At 69.6% G+C, this 22,965-nt stretch carries 21 protein-coding genes and 1 tRNA gene; 7 read left to right on the top strand and 15 right to left on the bottom strand.

Features of this window, described 5'->3' with window-relative positions; translation table 11 throughout:
• Positions 1 to 86 precede the first annotated feature (86 nt).
• From GGQ91_RS09555 to GGQ91_RS09570, 4 genes are all read right to left on the bottom strand, one after another.
• A complete protein-coding gene (locus GGQ91_RS09555; RefSeq protein ID WP_343066776.1) occupies positions 87 to 926 on the bottom strand; it encodes an ankyrin repeat domain-containing protein in 840 nt (279 codons plus the stop codon).
• Positions 927 to 968: 42 nt separating this feature from the next.
• Entirely contained in the window at positions 969 to 1,370 is a 402-nt protein-coding gene (locus GGQ91_RS09560; protein ID WP_043388871.1) for a DUF3597 domain-containing protein, read from the bottom strand.
• Positions 1,371 to 1,467: 97 nt separating this feature from the next.
• The gene (locus tag GGQ91_RS09565; RefSeq protein WP_182591871.1) at positions 1,468 to 1,791 is read right to left on the bottom strand and encodes a hypothetical protein; all 324 of its coding nucleotides are present in this window, start codon (positions 1,789 to 1,791) and stop codon (positions 1,468 to 1,470) included.
• A gap of 23 nt (positions 1,792 to 1,814) precedes the next feature.
• A complete protein-coding gene (locus GGQ91_RS09570; protein ID WP_182591872.1) occupies positions 1,815 to 3,665 on the bottom strand; it encodes a DEAD/DEAH box helicase in 1,851 nt (616 codons plus the stop codon).
• Positions 3,666 to 3,921: 256 nt separating this feature from the next.
• On the opposite strand from GGQ91_RS09570, the gene GGQ91_RS09575 reads away from it, so the two are divergent.
• Positions 3,922 to 4,005 (top strand) — tRNA-Tyr (locus GGQ91_RS09575).
• Between the two features lie 17 nt (positions 4,006 to 4,022).
• On the opposite strand, the gene ruvC is transcribed toward GGQ91_RS09575, so the two are convergent.
• Positions 4,023 to 4,646, bottom strand: coding sequence for a crossover junction endodeoxyribonuclease RuvC (gene ruvC, locus GGQ91_RS09580; protein ID WP_043354934.1), 624 nt, complete (start codon positions 4,644 to 4,646; stop codon positions 4,023 to 4,025).
• Positions 4,647 to 4,759: 113 nt separating this feature from the next.
• On the opposite strand from ruvC, the gene GGQ91_RS09585 reads away from it, so the two are divergent.
• Both GGQ91_RS09585 and GGQ91_RS09590 read left to right on the top strand, forming a co-directional pair.
• A complete protein-coding gene (locus tag GGQ91_RS09585) occupies positions 4,760 to 5,728 on the top strand; it encodes a tyrosine recombinase XerC (protein ID WP_078947303.1) in 969 nt (322 codons plus the stop codon).
• 155 nt (positions 5,729 to 5,883) lie between these two features.
• Complete coding sequence (locus tag GGQ91_RS09590) at positions 5,884 to 6,741, top strand: response regulator (protein WP_043354938.1); 858 nt, start codon at positions 5,884 to 5,886, stop codon at positions 6,739 to 6,741.
• A 216-nt stretch (positions 6,742 to 6,957) separates the two neighbouring features.
• Here GGQ91_RS09590 and lpdA read toward each other — a convergent pair whose 3' ends face one another.
• The 10 genes from lpdA to gloB form a co-directional block, all read right to left on the bottom strand.
• Positions 6,958 to 8,361, bottom strand: a complete 1,404-nt coding sequence (lpdA, locus tag GGQ91_RS09595; protein WP_043756043.1) for a dihydrolipoyl dehydrogenase — start codon at positions 8,359 to 8,361, stop codon at positions 6,958 to 6,960.
• 67 nt (positions 8,362 to 8,428) lie between these two features.
• On the bottom strand, positions 8,429 to 9,184 hold the full coding sequence (locus tag GGQ91_RS09600; RefSeq protein WP_075379767.1) for an SDR family oxidoreductase: 756 nt from the start codon (positions 9,182 to 9,184) through the stop codon (positions 8,429 to 8,431).
• Between the two features lie 7 nt (positions 9,185 to 9,191).
• A complete protein-coding gene (gene odhB, locus GGQ91_RS09605) occupies positions 9,192 to 10,520 on the bottom strand; it encodes a 2-oxoglutarate dehydrogenase complex dihydrolipoyllysine-residue succinyltransferase (protein WP_075379766.1) in 1,329 nt (442 codons plus the stop codon).
• A gap of 49 nt (positions 10,521 to 10,569) precedes the next feature.
• Positions 10,570 to 10,869: a YciI family protein gene (locus tag GGQ91_RS09610; protein ID WP_075379765.1), complete on the bottom strand. Its 300-nt coding sequence runs from the start codon at positions 10,867 to 10,869 to the stop codon at positions 10,570 to 10,572.
• A 10-nt stretch (positions 10,870 to 10,879) separates the two neighbouring features.
• A complete protein-coding gene (locus GGQ91_RS09615; protein WP_043388850.1) occupies positions 10,880 to 13,879 on the bottom strand; it encodes a 2-oxoglutarate dehydrogenase E1 component in 3,000 nt (999 codons plus the stop codon).
• A gap of 172 nt (positions 13,880 to 14,051) precedes the next feature.
• On the bottom strand, positions 14,052 to 14,936 hold the full coding sequence (sucD, locus tag GGQ91_RS09620; protein ID WP_043354951.1) for a succinate--CoA ligase subunit alpha: 885 nt from the start codon (positions 14,934 to 14,936) through the stop codon (positions 14,052 to 14,054).
• Positions 14,937 to 14,938: 2 nt separating this feature from the next.
• Positions 14,939 to 16,135, bottom strand: coding sequence for an ADP-forming succinate--CoA ligase subunit beta (sucC, locus tag GGQ91_RS09625; protein WP_043354953.1), 1,197 nt, complete (start codon positions 16,133 to 16,135; stop codon positions 14,939 to 14,941).
• 102 nt (positions 16,136 to 16,237) lie between these two features.
• Entirely contained in the window at positions 16,238 to 17,200 is a 963-nt protein-coding gene (mdh, locus tag GGQ91_RS09630) for a malate dehydrogenase (RefSeq protein ID WP_043354955.1), read from the bottom strand.
• A 400-nt stretch (positions 17,201 to 17,600) separates the two neighbouring features.
• Positions 17,601 to 18,170 (bottom strand): TetR family transcriptional regulator, encoded by a 570-nt coding sequence (locus GGQ91_RS09635; protein WP_007560094.1) that lies wholly within the window; start codon positions 18,168 to 18,170, stop codon positions 17,601 to 17,603.
• A gap of 342 nt (positions 18,171 to 18,512) precedes the next feature.
• Positions 18,513 to 19,289, bottom strand: coding sequence for a hydroxyacylglutathione hydrolase (gene gloB / locus GGQ91_RS09640; protein ID WP_075379763.1), 777 nt, complete (start codon positions 19,287 to 19,289; stop codon positions 18,513 to 18,515).
• Between the two features lie 148 nt (positions 19,290 to 19,437).
• On the opposite strand from gloB, the gene GGQ91_RS09645 reads away from it, so the two are divergent.
• The 4 genes from GGQ91_RS09645 to GGQ91_RS09660 all read left to right on the top strand — a co-directional run bounded on the left by GGQ91_RS09645 (position 19,438) and on the right by GGQ91_RS09660 (position 22,910).
• On the top strand, positions 19,438 to 20,172 hold the full coding sequence (locus tag GGQ91_RS09645) for a methyltransferase domain-containing protein (protein WP_043354966.1): 735 nt from the start codon (positions 19,438 to 19,440) through the stop codon (positions 20,170 to 20,172).
• A gap of 67 nt (positions 20,173 to 20,239) precedes the next feature.
• Positions 20,240 to 20,953: a MarC family protein gene (locus tag GGQ91_RS09650; protein WP_043354982.1), complete on the top strand. Its 714-nt coding sequence runs from the start codon at positions 20,240 to 20,242 to the stop codon at positions 20,951 to 20,953.
• A gap of 683 nt (positions 20,954 to 21,636) precedes the next feature.
• Positions 21,637 to 22,470, top strand: coding sequence for a nucleotide-binding protein (locus GGQ91_RS09655; RefSeq protein ID WP_043354968.1), 834 nt, complete (start codon positions 21,637 to 21,639; stop codon positions 22,468 to 22,470).
• A complete protein-coding gene (locus tag GGQ91_RS09660; protein ID WP_075379762.1) occupies positions 22,467 to 22,910 on the top strand; it encodes a hypothetical protein in 444 nt (147 codons plus the stop codon). Before GGQ91_RS09655 ends, GGQ91_RS09660 begins: the two co-directional genes overlap by 4 nt.
• Positions 22,911 to 22,965: the final 55 nt, after the last annotated feature.

Here is a 22,965-nt window from a genome sequence, read left to right on the forward strand (position 1 = left end):
GCTTCGCGGCGGATCGGACGGATCGCGCGTGGCCGGCCCGGGCATGCCTTGGCCGCGCTGACGCGTCGGACCCTGTGGATGCCCCGTCAGCACGCCTCGTCCAGCGGGATGTCGTGATTGATCAGCCAGGTGCGGACGGCGGAGCGGGTCTGCCGCGCGGCATCGTTCAGCAGATGATCGGGCGTCGTGAAGAAATACGGCTGGAATGTCTTCTGCTGTGCATTGCGCAGCGTCGGGTCGAGGCCGGCCTGAAGCAGCCTCAGCACCCACGGATTGGCCGCACCGACCTGCGCTGCCAGATGGAGCAGGGAATTGCCGGTGTCATCGACCCGGTTCGGATCCGCGCCGGCCTGCAGCAGCGACGCAATCTGTGCCTCCCGGCGATTCTGGACTGCACGGAACAGGGGCGTCCAGTGACGGGGCACGCTCACGGGATCGACCGACGCGCCGTGCCGCAGCAGGATCTCCAGATAGTGCGGATCCTCGACCATCGCCGCCATGTGCATGACGGTCTCTTGGTCGAGGCCCGGTTCGGACGGGTCGGCGCCGGCCTCGAGAAGCGCGGACACTGCGCGCGGCTGCCCGTTCCAGATTGCCCATTCGAGGAGGGTCATGTTCTGGTCGCCGCGGTCGGACAGGTTCACGCCCGGGGCCAGCGCGGCGATGCCGGCGAGATCGCCGCGGGCGACGGCGGCGGCGATGGGCGCAAGGTGCAGCCCTCGGAACGGGTCCCTGTGATGCCCCATCGGTATGGACATGACCGATCGCTCCCCGGCGCCCCGTGATTCGGCGCTGTGTGACGCGGTCCATGTGATCGGAAAGGACAGGGCCCCTGCAAGGCCCGCTGCCGGGGACAAGCGCAGGCGTTCGGCAGCCTCGCTTCTCCCGCCCGCATCGTCCGGGACAGTGCCGCGGGCGGCCGTCACAGGCCGCCCGCGGCGATGCTCAGGTAAGATGAAACGGGCGATCTAGTGCTTCAGATCGTCCGGGACCTTGCCGCCGTTCTCGGCGAGCTTCTGCATGACCTGCTTGTGCAGCCAGATGTTCATGCTGGCCGAATCGTCCTTGTCGCCGGTGTAGTGCAGCTCGTCGGCGAGCTGCTTGCGCGAGGCGAGACCGGAATCGAGGCCCAGCAGCTTCATCAGGTCGACGATCGAGTGGCGCCAGTCGAGCTTCTGCGGGTTCTTCTCGGCGAGGCCGGTGAGGACCGCCGCGACGTCCACGGGTTCGCCGCCGGCGGTGCCGGGGGCCGACGGGGTGGACGGGGCGCTCGTGCCGGTCGTGCCGCCGGAGGGGGCGGGGGCCGCGTCCGCGCTACCCCCGCCGAACGGATGGAGGATTTTGCTGACGATGCTGCCGAGAAGGCTCATGGATCCGCTCCGATGATCGAGGCCCGATCTCCGCACCGGGCGGCCATTCAACTGGCTGTGAGGCCGGGCGTTCCGAGACTCGGCGGGGGCCGGGCGATCAGATCGGCTTAAAGAGGGCGCCGACGAGCGCGGCCCGCTCCTGCGCGAGCGTGCCATGCGGGCCCGGTTGGCCGGCGCGGCCGTACCAGTAGCGCGCATTGCCGTCATCGCCCTCGATCCGGTGGAGATGGGCGTGCACCCAGGCGGCATCGGGCCCGGCGGCGTCCTGAACGAGGCGGTGGGCCCGGTCCCAGGCGTCGGAGGCGGGTCCGGACGGATCGTGGGCGAGCCACCAGAGCGCGGCGAGCGGTGCGGGCCAGCCGGGCGGCGGCTCGGGCGCCGAGAGTGTCGCGGTGAAGGCGGCGGGCAGGCTCTCGGTCACGGCTCTCTCCCTCCCGTGCCGGTTCAGCGGCCGGCGGCGCGCTCCGGCAGCCAGCGGCCGCGGCGCTGGCGGGCGGACCACGCGTAGCGGGCATCGCCGTCGAGGCAGTCGAGATGGTCGGCGAGGCGGTTGCGTTCAAGCCAGGACAAGGCCGCCTCCAGCTCGGGCAGGGTCATGGTCGCACGCCCCTTGCCGAGGACGCGCTTGAGCACGGCGTTGTACCGGTGGGCGAGGTTGCCGCCGCGGGGCACCCGCAGGGACGTCTCGTCCTCGACCGCCTGGGCCGCCACCGCGGCGGCGAGCCGCTGGCGCAGGGTCCGCTCGGTGATGGACGGCGGTTCGGGCGCGGGTGTCGTGGGGACAGGCTCGGGCAGGCGGGGGCGCAGCAGGGCGTAGCGCAGCCCGATCGCGTTGCTCTCCAGGGGCGTGATCCCGGCCGGCTCGTCGTCGCGCCAGCGGGTCCGCTCGGGCACGATGGCGCTCGCCGGCCGCTCGCGGGGCGGCCGCACGCTGCTGCCCTGCTCGGTCTCCAGTTCCAGGCGGAACCGGGCGAAGAGCGGGTCGTCGGGGTGGAAGATCAGGGCCTGCTGCCCGTCGTAGGGGCCCGCATGCGGATCGACCCGGGTGGCCCGGGCGAGCATTTGCTCCAGCCAGGGCCGCGAGCGGATATGGGTCAGCGCTGCGACCACCGCGACCTCGGGGGCGTCGAGGCCCTCATACGCCATGGCCACCGTCACCAGCACGGCCGGTTCCGGCGTGAGCCGGAACGCGGCGAGCGCCGCGTGGGCGTCGCCCTGGCCGGAGGTCGCGAGCCGGACGTCGCGCTCGCCCTGCCCGGCCGGCATCCAGTCCCGCAGGGTGGCGAGGTAGGCCCGCGCGCTCGCCTGATCGGGCGCCACCACGAGGAGCTTGCCGAGCCCCCGGGCCGGCTCGCCGGGCGGGAGATCCCGCTCGGCCCGGCGCCGGGCACGCAGGCGCTTCGTGGCGAAGAAGGCCTCGCTCAGCAGGTCGCGGGCGAAGCCGGTCCGCAGGGCGGTGAACAGGGCCGGCCGGGTGGTGATCCGGACCGAGCCCGCACCCAGCCGGTGCGGGCCGACCCGCGGACTGTCGCCGGCGATCCGGCCGCCCTCCAGCCAGCTGGCCTCGCCGTCGATGGCGCCGAAGGTCACCGGCAGCACCGCCCGCTCCGCCAGCGCCTGGGCCCGCGAATAGCCGATCACCGCGAGGCCGGGCGCGTCGAGGTCGAGATCCGGCCCGCGGCCGGGCGCGGCGGGCTGATAGGGCAGGCCGAGGATGCGTCGCCCGTCCGCGCGCTCCAGCGTCCCGGACAGGTAGAGGCGAACGGTCGCTGCCTCCATGACGGGCAGCATCGCGCGGGACCACGCCCCCGCTTCCGCGTCCTCGGCGGCGTTCTCGTCGGCGCCGGGCCGTCCGGGCACCGGCAGGTGATGGACCTCATCGACGACCAGCAGGGTCCGGTGCGCCCGGGCTTCCGCGAGGTGGAGCGCCGGGGCGGCGGCGACCGCCTGATAGGTGGTGACGTAGCCGGCCAGACCCCGCGCCGGGTCGCGCTCGTTGTCCGCCGCCCGCACGCTGAGGGCGTGCCCGAACGCGGCGCGCCAGAGTGGGTCGGCGAAAGCCTCCTCCGCCTGCAATCGCAGGGAATCCCGCGGCACCACCCAGACCACGCGCTCGACGAGCCCGGCGGCGATCAGCCCGTGCGCGGCGATCACCGGCAGCAGCGACTTGCCGCCGCCCGGCGTCACCGCGGCCAGGATCTTCCGGACATGGGCCGCCTCGCCGCGCGCCATGGCCGCGACCAGGGCCATCAGCGTGCGCTGGTGGGACCGCAGAGACGGGGCGGGGCGGGTCAAGGACTGGCGAAGCAGGATGACATCCGCGCACCGTGGCCGATCCGGATTCCTTTGTGAATCCCTGGAGTCGCGGAACGTTCGCGTTTTCGTCCCCCTCCCCGAGGGGCGGACAGGGAGGCGCTCGCGCGGTGCGATCAATCGAAACCGCACCGCTCTCCACGGTTGCCGCACGCGCCAACGCGGATCAGCTCACCATAAGCGTTGACACCCGGCCGCCCCCTCACCATAAGGGCGCCGCGGGTGAGAAACCTGCCTTGGGGGAATGTCCCGAGCGGCAAAGGGGGCGGACTGTAAATCCGCTGCGTAAGCTTCGTAGGTTCGAGTCCTACTTCCCCCACCAAGTCCTTCCCGATCCCGTCAGCCCTGTTTCGCCAATGCGGCCTCGATGCGCGCGGCTGCGGCGGCGGAGAATCCCTTCCCTTCGAGCCCCTGTCCTGCGGACGCCTGGCCTGTGAGCGTGCGGCGCTTGCCCTTCGGCAGATGCGCCTGCCGAAGGGCGTGGGCGTCCCGATGGCTGGCATGGGTGATCGCGATGGCCAGCGCGTCGGCGGCGTCCGCCACGCGGAACTCGGCCTTCGGCAGGAGGAAGCGCACCATCGCCTGGATCTGTACCTTCTCGGCGTGACCGGAGCCCGCCACGGTCTTCTTGATCAGGTTCGCGGCGTATTCGAACACGGGCAGGCCGGCGAGGGCCGGCACCACCAGCGCCATCGCCCGGGCGTGACCCAGCTTGAGCGTCGCCTGCGCGTCCTTGTTGACGAAGGTCTCCTCCACGGCGACCTCGTCGGGCCGCACGGTCTCGACGATGCGGCTGATCCCCTCGAACAGCTCGCGCAGGCGCAGGGCCAGCGGCAGGTCGCCGTCCGAGGTCACGACGCCGCAATCGCCGTAGGTGAGCTTCGTGCCCTGCGCGGTGATCAGGCCCCAGCCGGTGCGGCGCAGGCCGGGATCGATGCCGAGGATGCGGATGGGGGTTGTCATGCGGCTCCACGGCTCGGTGAACGGCCCGAGGCTGCCGTACGTATCGTGAACGCCCGGTTTCACCAAGGCAGGGTCTTAAGCTCCCAGCAAGGATGATCCGGTCGAGTGGCTCCATGAGCGCGCACGAAACCGAAGGCGATCGGCTGCTGTTTCCGGGCGATGCCCGCCTCCGCGCGGCCGTCCAGGCCTGGATCGAGGGGCTGGCCCGCGAGCGGCGAATGTCGCCCAACACCGTCGAGGCCTACGGGCGTGACCTCCGTCAGTTTCTCCACCACCTCGCGTCGCGGCAGAGCACGCCGACCATCCCGATGCTCGTCGGCTTGAAGGTGCGGGACATCCGCGCCTTCATGGCGGCGCGCCGGGCCGAGGAGGTCTCCGGACGCTCGCTGATGCGCATGCTCGCGGGCCTGCGCTCCTTCGCACGCTTCCTCGAACGCGAGGGCTTCGGCACCGTCTCGGCCCTGGGCGGCGTGCGCTCGCCCAAGGTTCCGCGGCGGCTTCCGCGACCCCTGCCCGTCAGCGCCGCCGTGGCATTGACCGACACGGCGATTCGCGCCGGCGAGGAACGCGCGCCCTGGGTTCTCGCCCGGGATGCCGCCGTGCTGGCGCTGCTCTACGGCGCAGGCCTGCGCATCTCCGAGGCCCTCGGACTGACTCGCCGCGACGCGCCCCTGCCCGGGGTCGACCAGGTCACCGTGCTCGGCAAGGGCGGCAAGCAGCGCATGGTGCCGATCCTGCCCGTGGTGGCGCAGGCCGTGGCCGACTACGTCGCCGCCTGCCCGCTGCCGCTGCCGCCGGAGGGGCCGCTCTTCGTCGGCGCGCGCGGGGGGGCCCTGTCGCCGCGGATCATCCAGTATACGGTGGCCCGCGCGCGGGGAGCCCTCGGCCTGCCCGACAGCGCCACGCCGCACGCCCTGCGGCACTCCTTCGCCACCCATCTGCTGGCCCGCCAGGGAGAATTGCGCGCGATCCAGGAACTCCTCGGCCACGCCTCCCTGTCCACCACTCAGCTCTACACCCAGGTCGATGCCGCCCGTCTCATGAGCGCCTACGCGGCGGCCCATCCCCGGGCGGGTCGCTGATCAAGAGTGCTGGAAGTTTCGACTTCGGGGCTGTTCAACATCATCTATAGACGCGTCATTCGATCGGCTCATTGCACAACCGCACTTTTTAAGAGCTTCGTCACGATCTTCAGCCACTATGAGCATGAACATTCGGATCGGCTTGGGCGGGCGTCATGGAGCTTGAGGACGGAGGGGCGCCGGCACGTGTCGTGATCGCGGATTGCGATCCGGGCCGGCGCCTCTCCCTGCGAGAGATCGTCCTGCGCTTCGATCCACGCGCCGTGATCGACGAGGCGACCTCCGGTCAGGCGCTCTGCGACATCCTGCTGCGTCACCGCCCGACTCTGGCCTTCGTCGGGCTTCAGCTTGACGACCTGAGCGGGCCCGAAGCCGTCGCCGTGGCGCGTCGCGCGGGTGCGGAGCCGCCCTGTCTGGTTCTGGTCGCCACCCGCGTCCTGCCGCACTGGCAGGAGATCGCCACCAGCCTCGGGGCCTACGAGGTCCTGAAGACCCCCCTCGATCCAGGCCATATCGAGCAGCTGCTCCACGCCGATGCCCGGCGCCGCGCCCCGACCCGGGCTCTGCTCGCCTGCTCGACCCCGGCGGGGCGCTCGGCCATCAGCCGTGTCGTGGCGCGCAGCGGCTTCGCCATCGACCTCGACGAGACGGATGACGGACGCCACGCCCTCAGGCAGCTGAAGTTTGCCGCCTACGACTTCGCCTTCATCGACGTGAAGCTCGGTGGCATCGACGGGCTCGAACTGGCCTGCCAGATCCAGCCCCTCAGCCTTCCGACCCGGATCACACTGTTGACGACGTCCGAGCTGGAGCCCGTCGCCCAGGCCGGCCGCTACTTCGGCGTCGATGCGGTCCTGCGAATGCCGTTCTACGCCCGCGACATCGACCTCGCCTTGCACAACGCCCTGGGCCTGCGCAGGCCCTACCTGCTCAACGCCCTGACGGCGCCGCCCGCACCGAGTGCCCTCCTGCGGATCGCCGACCTGCCGAACTCCAGGCGCAAGATCGCCTGATCCCGCCGCCGGCAGGCGGCTGCGATCTCCCAGCTTCTTTCTGAGGTGCCCGCGAAGCGGGCCTCGAAGGAGGGCTTCGGGGAGCGCGACGGTCTCCGGCGCCCTCCCGCATGGTCTGCGCTGCGCTCCGGCGACTCAGGACAAGGGGCAGTTCGGTCAGCCGCCCCTTTTGTCCCAGCGCCCCTGCGGATGGACGCTCCTGCGTCCGCCCGCCACTCAGACGTGGATCGCGCGCTTGCTCACCGCCAGGGCGGCTTCCTTGACGGCCTCGGTCAGCGTCGGATGCGCGTGGCAGGTCCGGGCGATGTCCTCCGAGGAGGCACCGAACTCCATCGCCACCGCCGCCTCGGCGATCAGGTTGCCGGCATCCGCGCCGACGATGTGCACGCCCAGCACGCGGTCGGTCTGGGCGTCGGCCAGCACCTTCACGAAGCCGTCCGTGGTGCCGTTCGCCTTGGCCCGGCCGTTGGCCGTGAAGGGGAACTTGCCGGCATTGTAGGCGACGCCGTCCTTCTTCAACTCCTCCTCGGTCTTGCCCACCGAGGCGACCTCCGGGAACGTGTAGACCACGTTCGGGATCACGCCGTAATTCACGTGGCCGGACTGGCCGGCCAGCATCTCGGCCACCGCGACGCCCTCGTCCTCGGCCTTGTGGGCCAGCATCGGGCCGGCAATCACGTCACCGATGGCGTAGATGCCGGTGACGTTGGTGGCGTAGTGCGAGTCCGTGAGGATCCGGCCCTTGTCGTCCCGCTGGACGCCCACCGTGTCGAGGCCCAGGCCCTCCGTGTAGGGGACCCGGCCGATGCAGACGAGCACCGCGTCCGCCTGGAGCGTTTCCGCCGCGCCGCCCGCGGCCGGCTCCACGGTGACGGTCGCGCCGCCCTTCTTGCCGACCTCGACGCCGGTCACCTTGGTGGACAACTTGAAGGCGATGCCCTGCTTGGTCAGGATCCGCTGGAACTGCTTGCCGACCTCTCCGTCCATGCCGGGCAGCACCCGGTCGAGATACTCGACCACGGTGACCTCGGAGCCGAGCCGGCGCCAGACGGAGCCCAGCTCCAGACCGATCACGCCGGCGCCGATGACCAGGAGCTTCTTCGGCACCCGGTCGAGCTCCAGGGCGCCGGTCGAGGAAACCACCACCTTCTCGTCGATGGTGACGCCGGGCAGCCGCGCCACGTCCGAGCCGGTGGCGATGACGATGCTCTTGGTCTCGAGCATCTGGTTGCCGCCATCCTCGGACACGACCTCGACCCGGCCGGCTCCCGCGATCCGGCCGGTGCCGTGGAAGGTCTCGACCTTGTTCTTCTTGAGCAGGAACTCGACGCCCTTGGTGTTGCCCGCCACGCCCTCGGCCTTGAAGGCCATCATCTTTTTCAGGTCGAGCTTCGGCGTGCCGACATCGATGCCGAGATCGGCGAAATGCGTGTTGGCCTCCTCGAACGCCTCGGAGGCGTGCAGCAGGGCCTTGGACGGGATGCAGCCGACATTGAGGCAGGTGCCGCCATGGGTCGCGCGCTTCTCGACCACGGCGGTCCGCAGGCCGAGCTGCGCCGCGCGGATGGCGCACACGTAGCCGCCGGGACCGGTGCCGATGACGACGAGATCGTAGGACATGAGGCTTCGCTTCCGCTCGGTCGTGCCGCGTGTGAGACGGGCAGGGAATGTCAGGTCGGGCTGAGGCTCAGCGGCCGCCGCCGACGTCGAGGATGGCGCCCGTGGTGTAGGAGGCCTCCTCCGAGAGCAGCCACACGATCGGTGCGGCCACCTCCTCGGCGGTGCCGGCCCGCTTCATCGGGACGCCCGGGCCGAGGCGCTCCACCCGGTCCGGCTCGCCGCCGCTGGCATGGATCTCGGTGGCGATGATGCCGGGCGCCACCGCGTTGACCCGGATGCCTTCGGCGGCCACCTCCCGGGCGAGCCCGATCGTCAGCGCGTCGATGGCCCCCTTCGAGGCGGCGTAATCCACGAACTGACCGGGGCCGCCCAGCCGCGCCGCCACCGAGGACAGGTTGACGATGGCGCCCCCTGCCCCGCCGCGCTTGGTCGACATCCGCCGGACCGCCTCGCGGGCGCACAGGAAGCTGCCGACCACGTTGGTTGTCATCATCCGCTGGAGCCGGCCCTCGGTCATGTCGGCGACGTCGGACTTCACGTCGACGACGCCGGCATTGTTGACCAAAGCCGCGAGGCGCCCGAGCCCATCGGCCGCCCTGAACAGCGCGATGACGTCGGCCTCGCTGCCGACATCGCCCTTCACGGCGCGCGCCTTGCCGCCCTGGGCGGTGATCGCGTCCACCACGGTCTTGGCTGCGGCGGCGTCCGACACGTAGCTCAGGCAGACCGCGTAGCCGCGCTCCGCGAGAAGCAGCGACACGGCCCGGCCGATGCCGCGGCTGCCGCCGGTGACGATCGCAACCCTGTTCTCAGCGCCCGACATGACGACCTCAGAGGTCCAGCACGAGCCGCGCCGGATCCTCCAGCGCCTCCTTCACCCGCACCAGGAAGGTCACAGCCTCCTTACCGTCGACGATGCGATGATCGTACGACAGCGCGAGGTACATCATCGGCCGGGCCTCGATCTTGCCGGCCCGGACCACCGGGCGCTCCTCGATGCGGTGCATGCCGAGGATGCCCGATTGCGGCGCGTTGAGGATCGGCGTCGACATCAGCGAGCCGTAGATGCCGCCGTTGGTGATCGTGAAGGTGCCGCCCTGCATCTCCTCGATGGAGAGCTTGCCGTCGCGGGCCTTCTTGCCGAAGCCCGCGATCTTCTTCTCGATGCCGGCGATCGACAGGTCGTCGGCGTCGCGCACCACCGGCACGACGAGCCCCTTATCGGTCCCGACCGCGATGCCGATGTGGTAGTAGTTCTTGTAGACAAGGTCCTGCCCGTCGATCTCGGCGTTGACCGCCGGCACGTCCTTGAGGGCGCCGATCACCGCCTTGGTGAAGAAGCCCATGAAGCCGAGCTTCGTGCCGTGCTTCTTCTCGAAGATATCCTTGTACTGGCTGCGCATCGCCATCACGGCCGACATGTCGACGTCGTTGAACGTCGTCAGCATCGCCGCCGTGTCCTGCGCGTCCTTGAGGCGGCGCGCGATGGTCTGGCGCAGCTTCGTCATCCGCACGCGTTCCTCGCGCGCGGCGTCGTCCGGCGCCGAAGGCGCGCGCGGCAGGGTCGGTCGGGCCTCCTTGGCGGGCGCGGCCGACGGGCCCTTTGCGATGGCGCCGAGCATGTCGCCCTTGGTGACGCGGCCGTCCTTGCCGGAGCCACTGACCGCCGACGGGTCGACGCCGGATTCCCGGGCGAGCTTCGCCACCGCCGGGCCGTTGTCGCCCACCGGGCGCTGCTGGGCTGCCGCCGGAGCGGCGGCGTCGCCGTGGTTGCCGTAGCCGGCAGAGGATTCCTGGGCGGGCGCTTCGGCCTTCGCGGGGGCGGCGGCCTTCGGGGTCTCGCTCCGGCTCTCGGCTTTGATCTCGGCGGCCTCCTTCGGGGCCTCCTTGGGGGCGGCCTTCTTGCCGCTGCCGGCCGCGCCGGCCTCGACGATCGAGCCGAGCAGGGCGCCGGGCTCCACGGTCTCCCCATCCTTGACCAGGATCTCGCCGAGCTCGCCGGCCGCCGGGGCGTTGACCTCCAGGGTGACCTTGTCGGTCTCGAGCTCGACGATCGGCTCGTCGGCCGCGACCGTGTCGCCGGGCTTCTTGAACCAGCGGCCGATCGTGGCCTCGCTCACGGATTCGCCGAGGGTCGGGACGAGGATGTCGGTTGCCATGCTCTCTTCTGCCCCGCGGGGGGCCTCCTCTGGATGTCGGGCCGCGACGTCAGCGCCGCAGGATCAGGGATGGAACGGGCGAGACGCTGTACCGGAAGCCTGCCTGCGCCATCAGGACGGGATCTGCTTCGCCGAGCGCCTCGGCCTGGGCCGCGTCGTCCGCCTCGACCAGGGCCAGGCCCCAGGTGCCGCCGGACTCGAAGACGGGCCCGACCGCGATGGCGGCCCCTGCGGCCGCCTGCTCCATCCAGTAGCCGGAATGGGCCGAGAACAGCGCCTTCTCGGCCTCCGTCGCGTCGAACGGGAAGCTCGGGCGGGGCGGTTCCAGACGGAGCAGGAAATAGGCCATGGCCGGATGATCAGACCGCCAGGGCCTCGTTGAGGAAGGCCTGGAGCTGCGCCTGGTGCTTCGACATCTGGCCGACCGCCGTGGAGGCGGAGGCCGGACGGCCGACGTACCGGGCGCGCTTCACCGCGGAGCCGGCCTGGCCGAGCACCCACTCGAGGTAGGGCTCGACGAAGGACCAGGCGCCCATGTTCTTGGGCTCCTCCTGGCACCAGATCACGTCGGCGTTGCGGAAGCGGGCCATCTCGTTGGCCAGGGCCTTGAGCGGGAACGGGTAGAGCTGCTCGACACGCATCAGGTAGATGTCGTTGAGCCCGCGCTTCTCCCGCTCCTCCAGCAGGTCGTAGTAGACCTTGCCGGAACACAAGACGACGCGGCGGATCTTGTCGTCGCGCACGAGTTTGTTCGGCGCGCCCTCCTCCTCCGCGTCGTCCCAGAGGACGCGGTGGAAGGTCGAGCCCTCGGCCAGCGCGTCGAGGCTGGAGACGGCACGCTTGTGGCGCAGCAGCGACTTCGGCGTCATCAGCACCAGCGGCTTGCGGAAGTCGCGCTTCAGCTGCCGGCGCAGGATGTGGAAGTAGTTCGCCGGCGTCGTGACGTTGGCGACCTGCATGTTGTCCTCGGCGCAGGCCTGGAGGTAGCGCTCCAGCCGGGCGGAGGAGTGCTCCGGCCCCTGCCCCTCGTAGCCGTGCGGCAGCAGCAGCACGAGGCCGGACATGCGCAGCCACTTGCGCTCGCCGGACGCGATGAACTGGTCGATCACCACCTGGGCGCCGTTGGCGAAATCGCCGAACTGCGCCTCCCAGAGGACCAGGGCGTTCGGCTCGGCCAGCGAGTAGCCGTACTCGAAGCCGAGCACCGCCTCCTCGGAGAGCATCGAGTTGATGATCTCTATGGAGGCCTGGCCCTCGCGGATGGCGTTGAGCGGCGTGTAGCGCTGCTCGTTCTCCTGATCGATCACCACCGCGTGGCGCTGCGAGAAGGTGCCGCGCTCGACATCCTGGCCGGAGAGCCGGACCCGGTTGCCGTCGAGCAGGGTCGCCCCGAAGGCCAGCGCCTCGGCGGTCGCCCAGTCGATGCCGACACCCGTCTCCACCGCCTTGGCGCGGTTGTCCATGAACCGCTGGATCGTGCGGTGCAGGTGGAAGCCGGGCGGCGCCTGGGTGATCTTGCGCCCGATCTCCTGCAGGGTCTCGGCCGGCACGGCGGTGCGGCCTCGGCGCGGATCGTCCACGTCCTCGTGGACCGCCTTCACGCCGGACCAGCGGCCGTCGAGCCAGTCGGCCTTGTTGGCCTTGTAGGTGTTGGCGACGTCGAGCTCGGTGTCGAGCATCCCGCGGAACTCGGCCTTTCGGGCGTCGAGCGCCTCCTGGGTCACGGAGCTGTTCTCGACGAGCTTGCGGCCGTAATTCTCCAGCACCGAGGGATGCTTGCGGATCCGCTGGTACATCTTCGGCTGGGTGAAGGCCGGCTCATCGCCCTCGTTGTGGCCGAAGCGGCGGTAGCAGAGCATGTCGATCACGACCGGCTTGCCGAACTTCTGCCGGTACTCGACCGCCACCTTGGCCGCGAAGGTGACGGCTTCCGGATCGTCGCCGTTGCAGTGGAAGATCGGCGCCTCGACCATCTTGGCGACGTCGGACGGGTAGGGCGAGGAGCGCGAGAAGCGCGGATCGGTGGTGAAGCCGATCTGGTTGTTGATGATGAAGTGGATCGAGCCGCCGGTGCGGTGGCCCTTCAGGCCCGACAGGCCGAAGCACTCGGCCACCACGCCCTGGCCCGCGAAGGCGGCGTCGCCGTGGATCAGCAGCGGCAGCACCGTGCGGCGCTCGATGTTGGGTTTGGCCCACTGGTCCTGCTTGGCGCGGACCTTCCCGAGCACCACCGGATCGACGATCTCGAGATGCGAGGGGTTGGCGGTGAGCGACAGGTGGACGTTGTTGCCGTCGAAGGCGCGGTCCGAGGACGCGCCCAGATGGTACTTCACGTCGCCCGAGCCCTCGACCTCGGCCGGGGAAGCCGAGCCGCCCTTGAACTCGTGGAACACCGCCCGGAAGGGCTTAGCCATCACGTTGGTGAGGACGTTGAGCCGGCCGCGATGGGCCATGCCCAGCACGATCTCGCGGACGCCGAGCGCGCCGCCGCGCTTGATGATCTGCTCCAGCGCCGGGATCATCGACTCGCCGCCATCGAGGCCGAAGCGCTTCGTGCCGGTGTACTTCAGGTCCAGGAACTTCTCGAAGCCCTCGGCCTCGATCAGCTTGTTGAGGATCGCGCGGCGGCCCTCGGGCGTGAAGGAGATCTCCTTGTCCTTGCCCTCGATGCGCTCCTGGATCCACGCCTTCTCGGCGGGGTCGGAGATGTGCATGAACTCGACGCCGAGCGTCTGGCAGTAGGTCCGCTCCAGGATGTCGACGATCTCGCGGATCGTGCCGAACTGGAGGCCGAGCACGTTGTCGAGGAAGATCGGGCGGTCCCAGTCGGATTCCTCGGTGAAGCCGTAATGCTGCGGGTGCAGCTCCTCGTGGTCACCGCGGGGGGCAAGCCCGAGCGGGTCGAGCTTGGCGTGCAGGTGGCCGCGCATGCGGTAGGAGCGGATCAGCATGATCGCCCGCACCGAATCCTTCGTCGCCTGCTCCACAGACACGCCGGTGGTCGCGGTGACGCTGTCCTGCGGCTTGCCGGGCTTCGCGTCCTTGGCGTCCTTGCCGTCCCGGGCGACGATGCGGTCGCCGACCGCCTTCTCCAGGGCACCCCAGTTGCCGTCGAGCGCCGAGACCAGCTCGCCGTTCAGCGGCACCGGCCAGTTGGGCTTCTCCCAGGAGGCGCCGGCGGCGTTCTTCTCGACCAGGGTCTCGTCCTCGCCGAGCCCCTTGAAGAAGGTCTGCCACTCCGGATCCACCGAGGACGGGTTGCGGGCGTAGGCCGCCTGCAATTCCTCGATGTAGGCGGCGTTGGCGCCGTAGAGGAACGAGGTTTCGAGGAGCGCTTCGTTCACGTCTTGGCGTGCCATGGTGCGTCCATCCTGTCGCGCGGGCAGGCTCCCCTGCCCTTCGGGCTCCCCGTCAGCGCGGCGGATCGCCCTCAAACCGAAACGGGGCGGGTGACCGCCCCGCTGAAATCGTCTGCACGCCCGATATGGGCGTTGCGGCCCTGCGATGGCCGCAACGCAGGCGCGCTTGCCCTCAGCCCTTCAGGACCTCGACGAGCGTCGAGCCCAGCCGGGCCGGCGACGGCGACACGCGGATGCCCGCGGCCTCCATGGCGGCGATCTTGTCCTCGGCGCCGCCCTTGCCGCCCGAGATGATCGCGCCGGCATGGCCCATGCGGCGGCCCGGAGGCGCCGTGCGGCCGGCGATGAAGCCAACCATCGGCTTCTTGCGCCCGCGCTTGGCCTCGTCCTTCAGGAACTGCGCAGCCTCCTCCTCGGCCGAGCCGCCGATCTCGCCGATCATCACGATCGACTCGGTCTTCGGATCGGCGAGGAACAGCTCCAGCACGTCGATGAATTCGGTGCCCTTCACCGGATCACCGCCGATGCCCACCGCGGTGGTCTGGCCGAGGCCGGCATTGGAGGTCTGGAACACCGCCTCGTAGGTCAGCGTGCCGGAGCGCGAGACGATACCGACCGAGCCTTGCCGGAAGATGTTGGCCGGCATGATGCCGATCTTCGATTCGCCCGCCGTGACGATGCCCGGGCAGTTCGGCCCGACCAGACGCGACTTCGAGCCAGTGAGCGCCCGCTTCACCTTGACCATGTCGAGCACCGGAATGCCCTCGGTGATGCAGACGATCAGCGGGATCTCGGCGGCGATCGCTTCGCAGATCGCGTCGGCGGCGCCGGGCGGGGGCACGTAGACCACCGAGGCGTCGGCGCCCGTGGCCTCGCGGGCCTCGGCCACCGTGTCGAACACCGGCAGGCCGAGATGCGTCGAGCCGCCCTTACCGGGGCTCGTGCCGCCGACCATCTTGGTGCCGTAGGCGATGGCCTGCTCGGAGTGGAAGGTCCCGTTCTTGCCGGTGAAACCCTGGCAGATGACCTTGGTGTTGGCGTCGATCATCACCGACATGATCAGGCTCCCTTCACGGCGGCGACGATCTTCTGGGCGGCGTCGTCGAGGTCGTCCGCCGGGATCACGTTGAGACCGGAATTCCGGATGATCGCCTTCCCCTCCTCGACGTTCGTGCCCTCGAGGCGCACAACCAGCGGCACCTGCAGGCCCACCGCCTTCACGGCCGCGATGACGCCGTTGGCGATCACGTCGCACTTCATGATCCCGCCGAAGATGTTGACGAGGATCCCCTTCACGTTCGGATCGGCGGTGATGATCTTGAACGCCGCCGTGACCTTCTCCTCCGAGGCGCCGCCGCCGACATCGAGGAAGTTCGCCGGCTCCTCGCCGTAGAGCTTGATGATGTCGAGGGTCGCCATGGCGAGGCCGGCGCCGTTGACCATGCAGCCGATCGTGCCGTCGAGCGCGATGTAGGCGAGGTCGTACTTGGACGCCTCGATCTCCTTGGCGTCCTCCTCGGTCTCGTCGCGGAGCGCCACGATGTCCGGGTGCCGGTAGAGGGCGTTCGAATCGAAGGCCATCTTGGCGTCGAGGCACTTGAGATGCCCGTCCGCGGTGAGCACCAGCGGGTTGATCTCGAGGAGGCTCATGTCCTTGGCGACGAAGGCCGCGTAGAGCTTCTCGGTGAGCGCGCCGGCTTCCTTGGCCTGGGCGCCGGACAGCCCGAGCGCCTTGGCGACGGCGCGGCCGTGATGGGGCATGACGCCCGTGGCCGGATCGACCGCGATCGTGTGGATCTTCTCGGGCGTGTCGTGGGCCACCGCCTCGATGTCCATCCCGCCCTCGGTGGAGACCACGAAGGCGACGCCGCCCGTGGCGCGGTCCACCAGCATCGAGAGGTAGAATTCCTCGGCGATCTGCGCGCCTTCCTCGATGTAAAGGCGGTTGACCTGCTTGCCGGCCGGGCCGGTCTGGATCGTCACCAGCGTCTGGCCGAGCATCTCGCCCGCATACTGCTTCACCTCGTCGATCGACTTGGTGACGCGCACGCCGCCCTTAGCGCCCTCGGGTGCACCCTTGAAGGTGCCCTTGCCGCGGCCGCCCGCGTGGATCTGGCTCTTCACGACCCAGACCGGGCCGCCGAGCTCCTTGGCGGCGGCCTCAGCCTCCGACGGGTTGAAGATGGCCACGCCGCGGGAGACGGGCAGGCCGAACTCCTTCAGCACGGCCTTGGCCTGGTATTCGTGGATGTTCATCGGAGCCTCGTAGGGAGGAGCGAATAGGTGGCAACGAACAGCGCGGAGCGACTGGGATTCGAATCCCCGAACGCTTCGCGCGGCCCGGTATCCGCTTACCGGTCAGGCGAGGTTGCTGTCGACGCCCTTGCAGGCCTCGATCAGGCCCGCCACCGAGGCGACCGACTTGTCGAACATCGTCTTCTCGGCCGCGTCGAAGGTCACCTCGAGCACGCGCTCCACGCCGTTCGCGCCGATCACGATCGGCACGCCGATGAACATGCCGGAGACGCCGTACTGGCCGTCGAGATAGGCGGCGCAGGGCAGGACCCGCTTCTTGTCGCGCAGATAGCTCTCGGCCATGGCGATGGCGGAGGCGGCGGGCGCGTAGAAGGCCGAGCCGGTCTTAAGCAGGTTGACGATCTCGCCGCCGCCCTTGCGGGTGCGCTCGACCATGGCGTCGAGCTTCTCCTGGGTGGTCCAGCCGAGCTTGACGAGGTCGGTCAGCGGCACGCCCGCCACCGTCGAGTAGCGGGTCAGCGGCACCATGTCGTCGCCGTGGCCGCCGAGGACGAAGGCGGTGACGTCCTCGACCGAGACCTTGAACTCCTCGGCCAGGAAGTGGCGGAAGCGGGCCGAGTCGAGAACGCCGGCCATGCCGACGATCTTGTTGGTGGGCAGACCGGAGAACTTCTGGAGCGCCCAGACCATCGCGTCGAGCGGGTTGGTGATGCAGATCACGAAGGCGTCCGGCGCGTGGGTCTTGATGCCCTCGCCCACCGCCTGCATCACCTTGAGATTGATGCCGATCAGGTCGTCGCGGCTCATGCCGGGCTTGCGCGGCACGCCCGCGGTGACGATCACGACGTCGGCCCCCTTGATGGCGGCGTAGTCGCTCGCGCCCGCGTAGGTCGCGTCGAAGCCCTCCACCGGGGCGGCCTCGGCGATGTCGAGTGCCTTGCCCTGCGGCACGCCGTCGACGATGTCGAACAGCACCACGTCCCCGAGATCCTTGAGGCCAGCGAGAAGTGCCAGGGTGCCGCCGATCTGGCCGGCACCGATGAGCGCGATCTTGTTGCGAGCCATGTCGGATTCGTCTCCGCTGCGTTCGACTTCGGTGATGCGGTGCGCGAGGCCGGCCGTGCTCGGCCGCCAGGGTCCGAGACCGGATTCGTCACTCTGAAATCTGCGCGGCTGTGTGGCCGAAAAGCACCGTGGCTTCAACCCGATGCAGGGTGCGCGGCCGGCGCGTCCGAGGCATCCGGCGGCCTCTCAACGAGGCGAGGGGTGTGCCGAAACGTCAACGTCGCGAAGGTTTTAGGTGCAGTGCACCCGGCTCCGCAGGCGCTCCGAAGTCTCGATGACAGATTCTGAAACCTGTCATTTCGGTCGGGGGCGGCGCTCGGATCGGCCCGCAGCGCGGAAACGACAAGGGCCCGGACAGGGGAGTCCGGGCCCGGCGATCGGCGTTCGCGAAAGCGGTGGATCAGAGGATGCCGGAGCGGAGCACCCGCTGGATCGCGTGGATGACGGCTCCGAAACGGGCCTCGATCAGGTCGCGGGGCACTTCGGCATCGTGCTGGATCGCCAGGGGATGCGTGAAGCGGTAGCTCGCGTCGAAGATGTAGGCGATCGCCCGCTCCCGATCGCGAGCCGAGAAGATCCCGGACGTGATCCCCTCTTCGACCACCCGCTCCACGAGACTGCGCAGGCGGACGCGATGCCGCCGGGCGATCGGCCGGGCCGACACGGTGGCGTCGAGATGGACCGCGAACAGGTTCGGTTCGTCGAACAGGGCGTCCCGCTGGACCGTCGCGAGGGCTGTCAGCAGGCGCTCGATCTTGTCGTCGGCGGGATCGGGCGCGTCGGCGATGCCGGCGAGCCGGGCTTCGACCTCGCGCAGCCAGCGCCCCGCCACCGCGTCGAGGAGCGCGTCCTTCGACGGGAAGTAACGGTACACGTTGGCGTGCGTCATGCCGGCCTCAGCGGCAACGGCCACAACCGTCACGCGCTTGGGGCCGAGCCGCGACAGATGCTCGGTGGCGATGCCGAGCAGCCGGACGTCGGCCGCAACCGGCGCCCGCGGGCGCGCAGGACTGGCCGCGTCACCATTTTCGCGGAGTGCGTCGGCGACGGAAATCTTGGGCTTGGCGCTGAGCGCCTCCTCCTTGGACCCGTCGGACTCTGGCTTGAGGAAAGGCAGCGGCAGGCGGGAAGTGGACAGGTGGTAGGGCGAGACGGACCCCCATCATACCGGCTGAAGCGTCCCGGCGCTTCGCGTTGACGTTACGGCTTCCCCCCGGGAGCCCGGTTACCTGAGCGGATTAGGACCGCTTAAACATCCCTATGTGTCAGTTTGCCTTGAGAAGGCAACAAATTTTTCTCGTTATCACCTGCGTTAAAAGCGGTTCTTCCACGCTCGCAAGGCGACGAACACCGCCTCGGGATCGCTTTCCGGCGGTAGGTCGACGGACCGGGCCAGGGCCGGCTGTCCACTGCGCAGGAACGGGTTGGTCGCCCGTTCCGCGCCCATGGTCGAGGGGATCAGGAAGCGGCCTTCCGCCTTGGCGCGCTCGGCCTCGGCGAAGCGCGCCTTCAGGTCCGGATTGTCCGGATCGGCCGCCAGGGCGAAGCGTGCGTTGGAGAGTACGTAGTCGTGGCCGCTGAACACCTGCGTCGCGTCGGGCAGATCGTCGAAGCGCCGCAGGGAGCGGTACAGGGTCTCGGGCGGGCTCTCCATCACCCGACCGCAGCCGAGGGTGAACAGGGTGTCCCCGGCGCAGACGAGGCCGGCCTCGGCGAACCAGTAGGTCACATGGTCGGCGCAGTGGCCCGGCGTCTCCCAGACCTGGGCTTCCAGGCGGCCGATCGCGACGGTGTCGCCCTCTCGCACCGTCACGTCCACCTGCGGAACCGCGTCCCCGGCCTTGGCGGGGGCGACCACCCGGGCCCCGGTCGCCTGCTTCACCGCCGGGATGCCCTCGACATGGTCGCCGTGCCGGTGCGTGACGAGGATGTCGGTCAAGCGCCAGCCGGTCTCGTCGAGGGCCTTCAGGACCGGCCCGGCCTCTGGGACGTCGATCGCCGCGCAGGCGCCGGTCGCCGGATCGCGGATGAGCACGCCGATATTGTCGCTGCGGCAGAGGAAGGTGCGAATCTCGGTCTCGGCGGCCATCGGACGGGGTCTCCCAGGAACGCGAAGGGGCGCGAAATCTGTTGCCGTGAACAGGTGATGGTCCCGCCGGGTTCCTCCGACGCTTGCCGCGCGGCGCGCGGCTCACCATTGAGTACAACGACCGTTCCGATCGCGATCTTCTGTTCCCATGCGTCTCGACGTCAACGGCTTGCGGGCCTTCTACGCCAGCCCTCTGGGCCGCACGACGCATCGTGTGGTCGGCCGCGCGCTCCACGATTTCCTCGGCTCGGTCTCGGGGCTGCGCGTCCTCGGGATCGGCTACGCGACGCCCTATCTCGGGCCGGTCCACTATATCGCCGAGCGCACGCTCGCCTTCATGCCGGCCACGCAGGGCGTGGTGAACTGGCCGAGCACCGGGCGTTCCTGCGCGGCTTTGGCCGATCCCACCATGATGCCGCTGCCCGAGGCCGCCATCGACCGGGTCATCCTGGTCCACGCCCTCGAATCGGTGGAGAGCCCGACAGAGCTGCTGCAGGAGGTCTGGCGGACCCTCACCCCGGGCGGCCGCATGATCCTGGTGGTGCCCAACCGCCGGGGCGTCTGGGCGCGCCGGGAGGCGACGCCCTTCGGTCACGGCCAGCCCTACAGCCGCTCGCAGCTCGGACGGCTGATGCGGGATACGCTGTTCTCGCCGGTGAGCTGGGCCGAGACCCTGTACATGCCGCCGGCACGCTCGCGCCTGATGCTGCGCACCGGACCCGCCTGGGAGTGGCTCGGCACCAGCCTGTCCCTGCCCTTCGCGGGCCTGCACGTGGTCGACGCGACGAAGCAGCTGTACCGGCCCGTCGCCGTGCAGCAGGTGCGGCGCGCCCGCCGTCTCGCGCCGGCCCGTGTGCTGGTGCCGGCCCCCTCCCCGGGCTGATCCGGATGCGCGATCCCCATCCACGGCGGTCGATGGTCCAGGACAGCGTGCGATCCGGTTGGACCCGATGAGCCTCGACCTCACCACCCAGCAGTTCCTGCTCGCCCTGTCGGCCCTGTTCTCGATCGTGAACCCGATTGGGGGTGCGTTCATCTTCGCGCAGGTGACGAGCGCCTTCAGCCACGCCGAGCGCGTGCTGCTGTCGCGGCGGATCGGCGGTTACGCCGCCCTGGTGATGCTCGGCGCCCTCTGGGCGGGCACGCCGATCCTCAATTTCTTCGGCGTGACGCTGGGGGCGCTGCGCATCGCCGGCGGCCTCGTGGTCATGTCGTCGGCCTGGACGCAGCTGAACCGGCCGGAGGCGCGGGAGGCGCGCAAGCAGGCCGAGGCCTCGGGCTCGGCGGGCCGCGGCGCCGTCTCGACAGAGCCGCAGGGCGATCCGGCACCGGGCCCCCTCTCCGACATCGCCTTCTTCCCCCTGACGCTGCCGTTCACCACGGGACCGGGGACGATCGCGGTTGCCATCACCCTGGGGGCGAACCGGCCGACGGCCTATGCGGAGCGGTTCAGCTTCTACATCGGCGTCACGCTGGCAGCCCTCGCGGTCGCCGCCACGGTCGCCGTGCTCTACGCCTCCGCCGACCGGGTGGTGGCGTTCATAGGCCCGGCCCGCGCCCGGGTGATGGGCCGCCTCTTCGCCTTCCTGCTGCTGTGCGTTGGCACGCAGATCCTGGTGAACGGCCTCCTGGACGTGTTCGCCCCCCTCGCTGCGGCCCGCTGACGTCCGCGCGCGCACCCGTCATTCGCGAAGTGCTGAGGGCCGCCCCGGATCGGATCGTTTCGACGGGCCTTTCCCGTCACATGCCGGATATGCGGAGGGGCTCGCTATCCGTCCGGACGAATCTGCCGAATTGAGGATTATGTCTGCCGTATATCGATGAGTATAAGAAAATTACTCATTTAATCGACGATTAGTGCGTTGTGATCAAATATAAAAGTTTTTTAATGATCGCACGTTAGACGGAGATTTAAGAGTAAAACTGATAAGACCTGGCTTGCGTTGTTTCCTGTGGCGCGCCAGATCTTTCCAGAACTCGGCTGCGGCGAAGCGAAAGCTTCCGGGTCCAACCGTCGAAGAAAGAGATCCAGGAACGGAGTGCCTACCGTGGCGACGGACGCCAATCCGAGACGCCTATCGCCGGGGGGACGCGAAGGGACGGCGCACGCGACCGCGCTCGGCCCAGGCCAGCGTCACCGGTGGGGCTCCCCGCCCCCGTCGGCACCGGCATGATCGGATCCTTCCCTCACGAAGGCCCGAGAGCCCTTTGCGCGATCGCGCCGTCGGGAGCCCGCACCGCGTCCCCGGAGCGCCCGTGCGGGCTGGTCCCGTGACCCCCGAATGCCCGCAGACCCGGTGCCGCGCGTGCCGAGGCCGTCCTGCATGAATCAGCAAGGAGACAGCGCATGACCGACACGTCCCAGAGTAAAGTTCCGGCCTGGTACAGCCCGGACGAGATCCAGGACATCCAGCGCGATCTTCTGGGCTCTGCCGCGAAGGTTCTCGTCCTCTGCCTCGGCGGCAAGGGCGGCGTCGGCAAGACCACCATCGCCCTTCAGGTGGCCGATCTCTGTGCGGAGGCGGGTCCGGTGCTGGCGATCGACACCGATCCGGCCAACCGGCATTTCCACACCGCGCTCATGCAGGAGACCAACCCCGGCAGCGACAATTTCGTGGCGCGCAGGTCCGGAATCACCGGCTTCCGGCAGCGCCTGCGTGCCGAAGACAGCACGGGGCGCGTCGACCCGACCCTGTGCCAAGACCTGATCGAACGGGTCATCGAGACCCCCGAACGCTTCATCGTGGTCGACTTCCCGGCCGGCGATACCGAGACGACGCGCCGCTGTGCCGAGATCATCGTGGAGAGCTGCCGGGAGGCGAATATCCGCCTCGCTGTGGTCGTCGCGGCCGGCGCGGTCGATCCCACCGCCCTGGAGGTCCTCAGGGAACTCCGGCCCATGCTGATCGAGTGCGATCGGGCGATCCTGGCCAAGAACACCGCCCAGGCGACGAATTTCGATTATCTCGAATCGTCCGATCTCGTGCGCTCCCTGCGCAAGCAGTCGAACTTCCGCGTCATCGAGGTGGAGCGGATCGGCGAGCGGCTGATCGAGGCCCTGCGGGTCCAGCACATGACCTGGCAGGCCCTGGCGAACAGCGCGCCGATGCGCCTTCGGGTCGAGGGCCGCCGCCTGCGGCGCAACTTCCACACGGCGTGGCGGGATGCCCTTCGGCCGTGACCAACCTCGAGCGGTTCTACCGGTCGGTCCATGGCCGCGATCTGCAGCCCTGGGAGCGCCAGCTCGCCGTGCGGATCGCGGCCGCCCTCAACACCACGACGGACGACGACTTCGTCGTCCACCTGCTGCTCGTGTACATGTCCACCAACGCCATCACCAACATGTACAACGAGCTGGTGGCGGCGCGGAATCGTCTGGCCGAAGACAACCAGGATCTGATCCGGGCGCTGACGGGCGACCTGCGCCGCAACAGATTGATGAGCTACGTGCTGCTCGGTGTGGCAGCCCTCGGCGTCCTCGTGAGCGCCGGGATCCTCGGCACCGTCCTCAGCCTGTCGCACGGGTCCGCGGCCAGCGCGACGCGGATCGCCGCCGCGCTGGAGGTCTGCGGGCAGCGCGGCGCCGCCGACACACCGCGCGGGTTCGGGATCGGCCGCTGATCCAGACGCATCCGGATTCCACTGCGGCGCCCGGTGCTGCGCCGGCAGCCAGGAT

This window comes from Methylobacterium fujisawaense (assembly GCF_014138435.1).
Taxonomy (GTDB): Bacteria; Pseudomonadota; Alphaproteobacteria; order Rhizobiales; family Beijerinckiaceae; genus Methylobacterium; species Methylobacterium fujisawaense.

Bases quoted from the DNA above. Each gene is read 5' to 3' on its own strand.
- GGQ91_RS09560 (WP_043388871.1), bottom strand. From the start codon at position 1,370: ATGAGCCTTCTCGGCAGCATCGTCAGCAAAATCCTCCATCCGTTCGGC.
- ruvC (WP_043354934.1), bottom strand. From the start codon at position 4,646: ATGACAACCCCCATCCGCATCCTCGGCATCGATCCCGGCCTGCGCCGC.
- GGQ91_RS09585 (WP_078947303.1), top strand. From the start codon at position 4,760: ATGAGCGCGCACGAAACCGAAGGCGATCGGCTGCTGTTTCCGGGCGAT.
- GGQ91_RS09590 (WP_043354938.1), top strand. From the start codon at position 5,884: ATGGAGCTTGAGGACGGAGGGGCGCCGGCACGTGTCGTGATCGCGGAT.
- lpdA (WP_043756043.1), bottom strand. From the start codon at position 8,361: ATGTCCTACGATCTCGTCGTCATCGGCACCGGTCCCGGCGGCTACGTG.
- GGQ91_RS09600 (WP_075379767.1), bottom strand. From the start codon at position 9,184: ATGTCGGGCGCTGAGAACAGGGTTGCGATCGTCACCGGCGGCAGCCGC.
- odhB (WP_075379766.1), bottom strand. From the start codon at position 10,520: ATGGCAACCGACATCCTCGTCCCGACCCTCGGCGAATCCGTGAGCGAG.
- GGQ91_RS09610 (WP_075379765.1), bottom strand. From the start codon at position 10,869: ATGGCCTATTTCCTGCTCCGTCTGGAACCGCCCCGCCCGAGCTTCCCG.
- GGQ91_RS09615 (WP_043388850.1), bottom strand. From the start codon at position 13,879: ATGGCACGCCAAGACGTGAACGAAGCGCTCCTCGAAACCTCGTTCCTC.
- sucD (WP_043354951.1), bottom strand. From the start codon at position 14,936: ATGTCGGTGATGATCGACGCCAACACCAAGGTCATCTGCCAGGGTTTC.
- sucC (WP_043354953.1), bottom strand. From the start codon at position 16,135: ATGAACATCCACGAATACCAGGCCAAGGCCGTGCTGAAGGAGTTCGGC.
- mdh (WP_043354955.1), bottom strand. From the start codon at position 17,200: ATGGCTCGCAACAAGATCGCGCTCATCGGTGCCGGCCAGATCGGCGGC.
- gloB (WP_075379763.1), bottom strand. From the start codon at position 19,289: ATGGCCGCCGAGACCGAGATTCGCACCTTCCTCTGCCGCAGCGACAAT.
- GGQ91_RS09645 (WP_043354966.1), top strand. From the start codon at position 19,438: ATGCGTCTCGACGTCAACGGCTTGCGGGCCTTCTACGCCAGCCCTCTG.
- GGQ91_RS09650 (WP_043354982.1), top strand. From the start codon at position 20,240: ATGAGCCTCGACCTCACCACCCAGCAGTTCCTGCTCGCCCTGTCGGCC.
- GGQ91_RS09655 (WP_043354968.1), top strand. From the start codon at position 21,637: ATGACCGACACGTCCCAGAGTAAAGTTCCGGCCTGGTACAGCCCGGAC.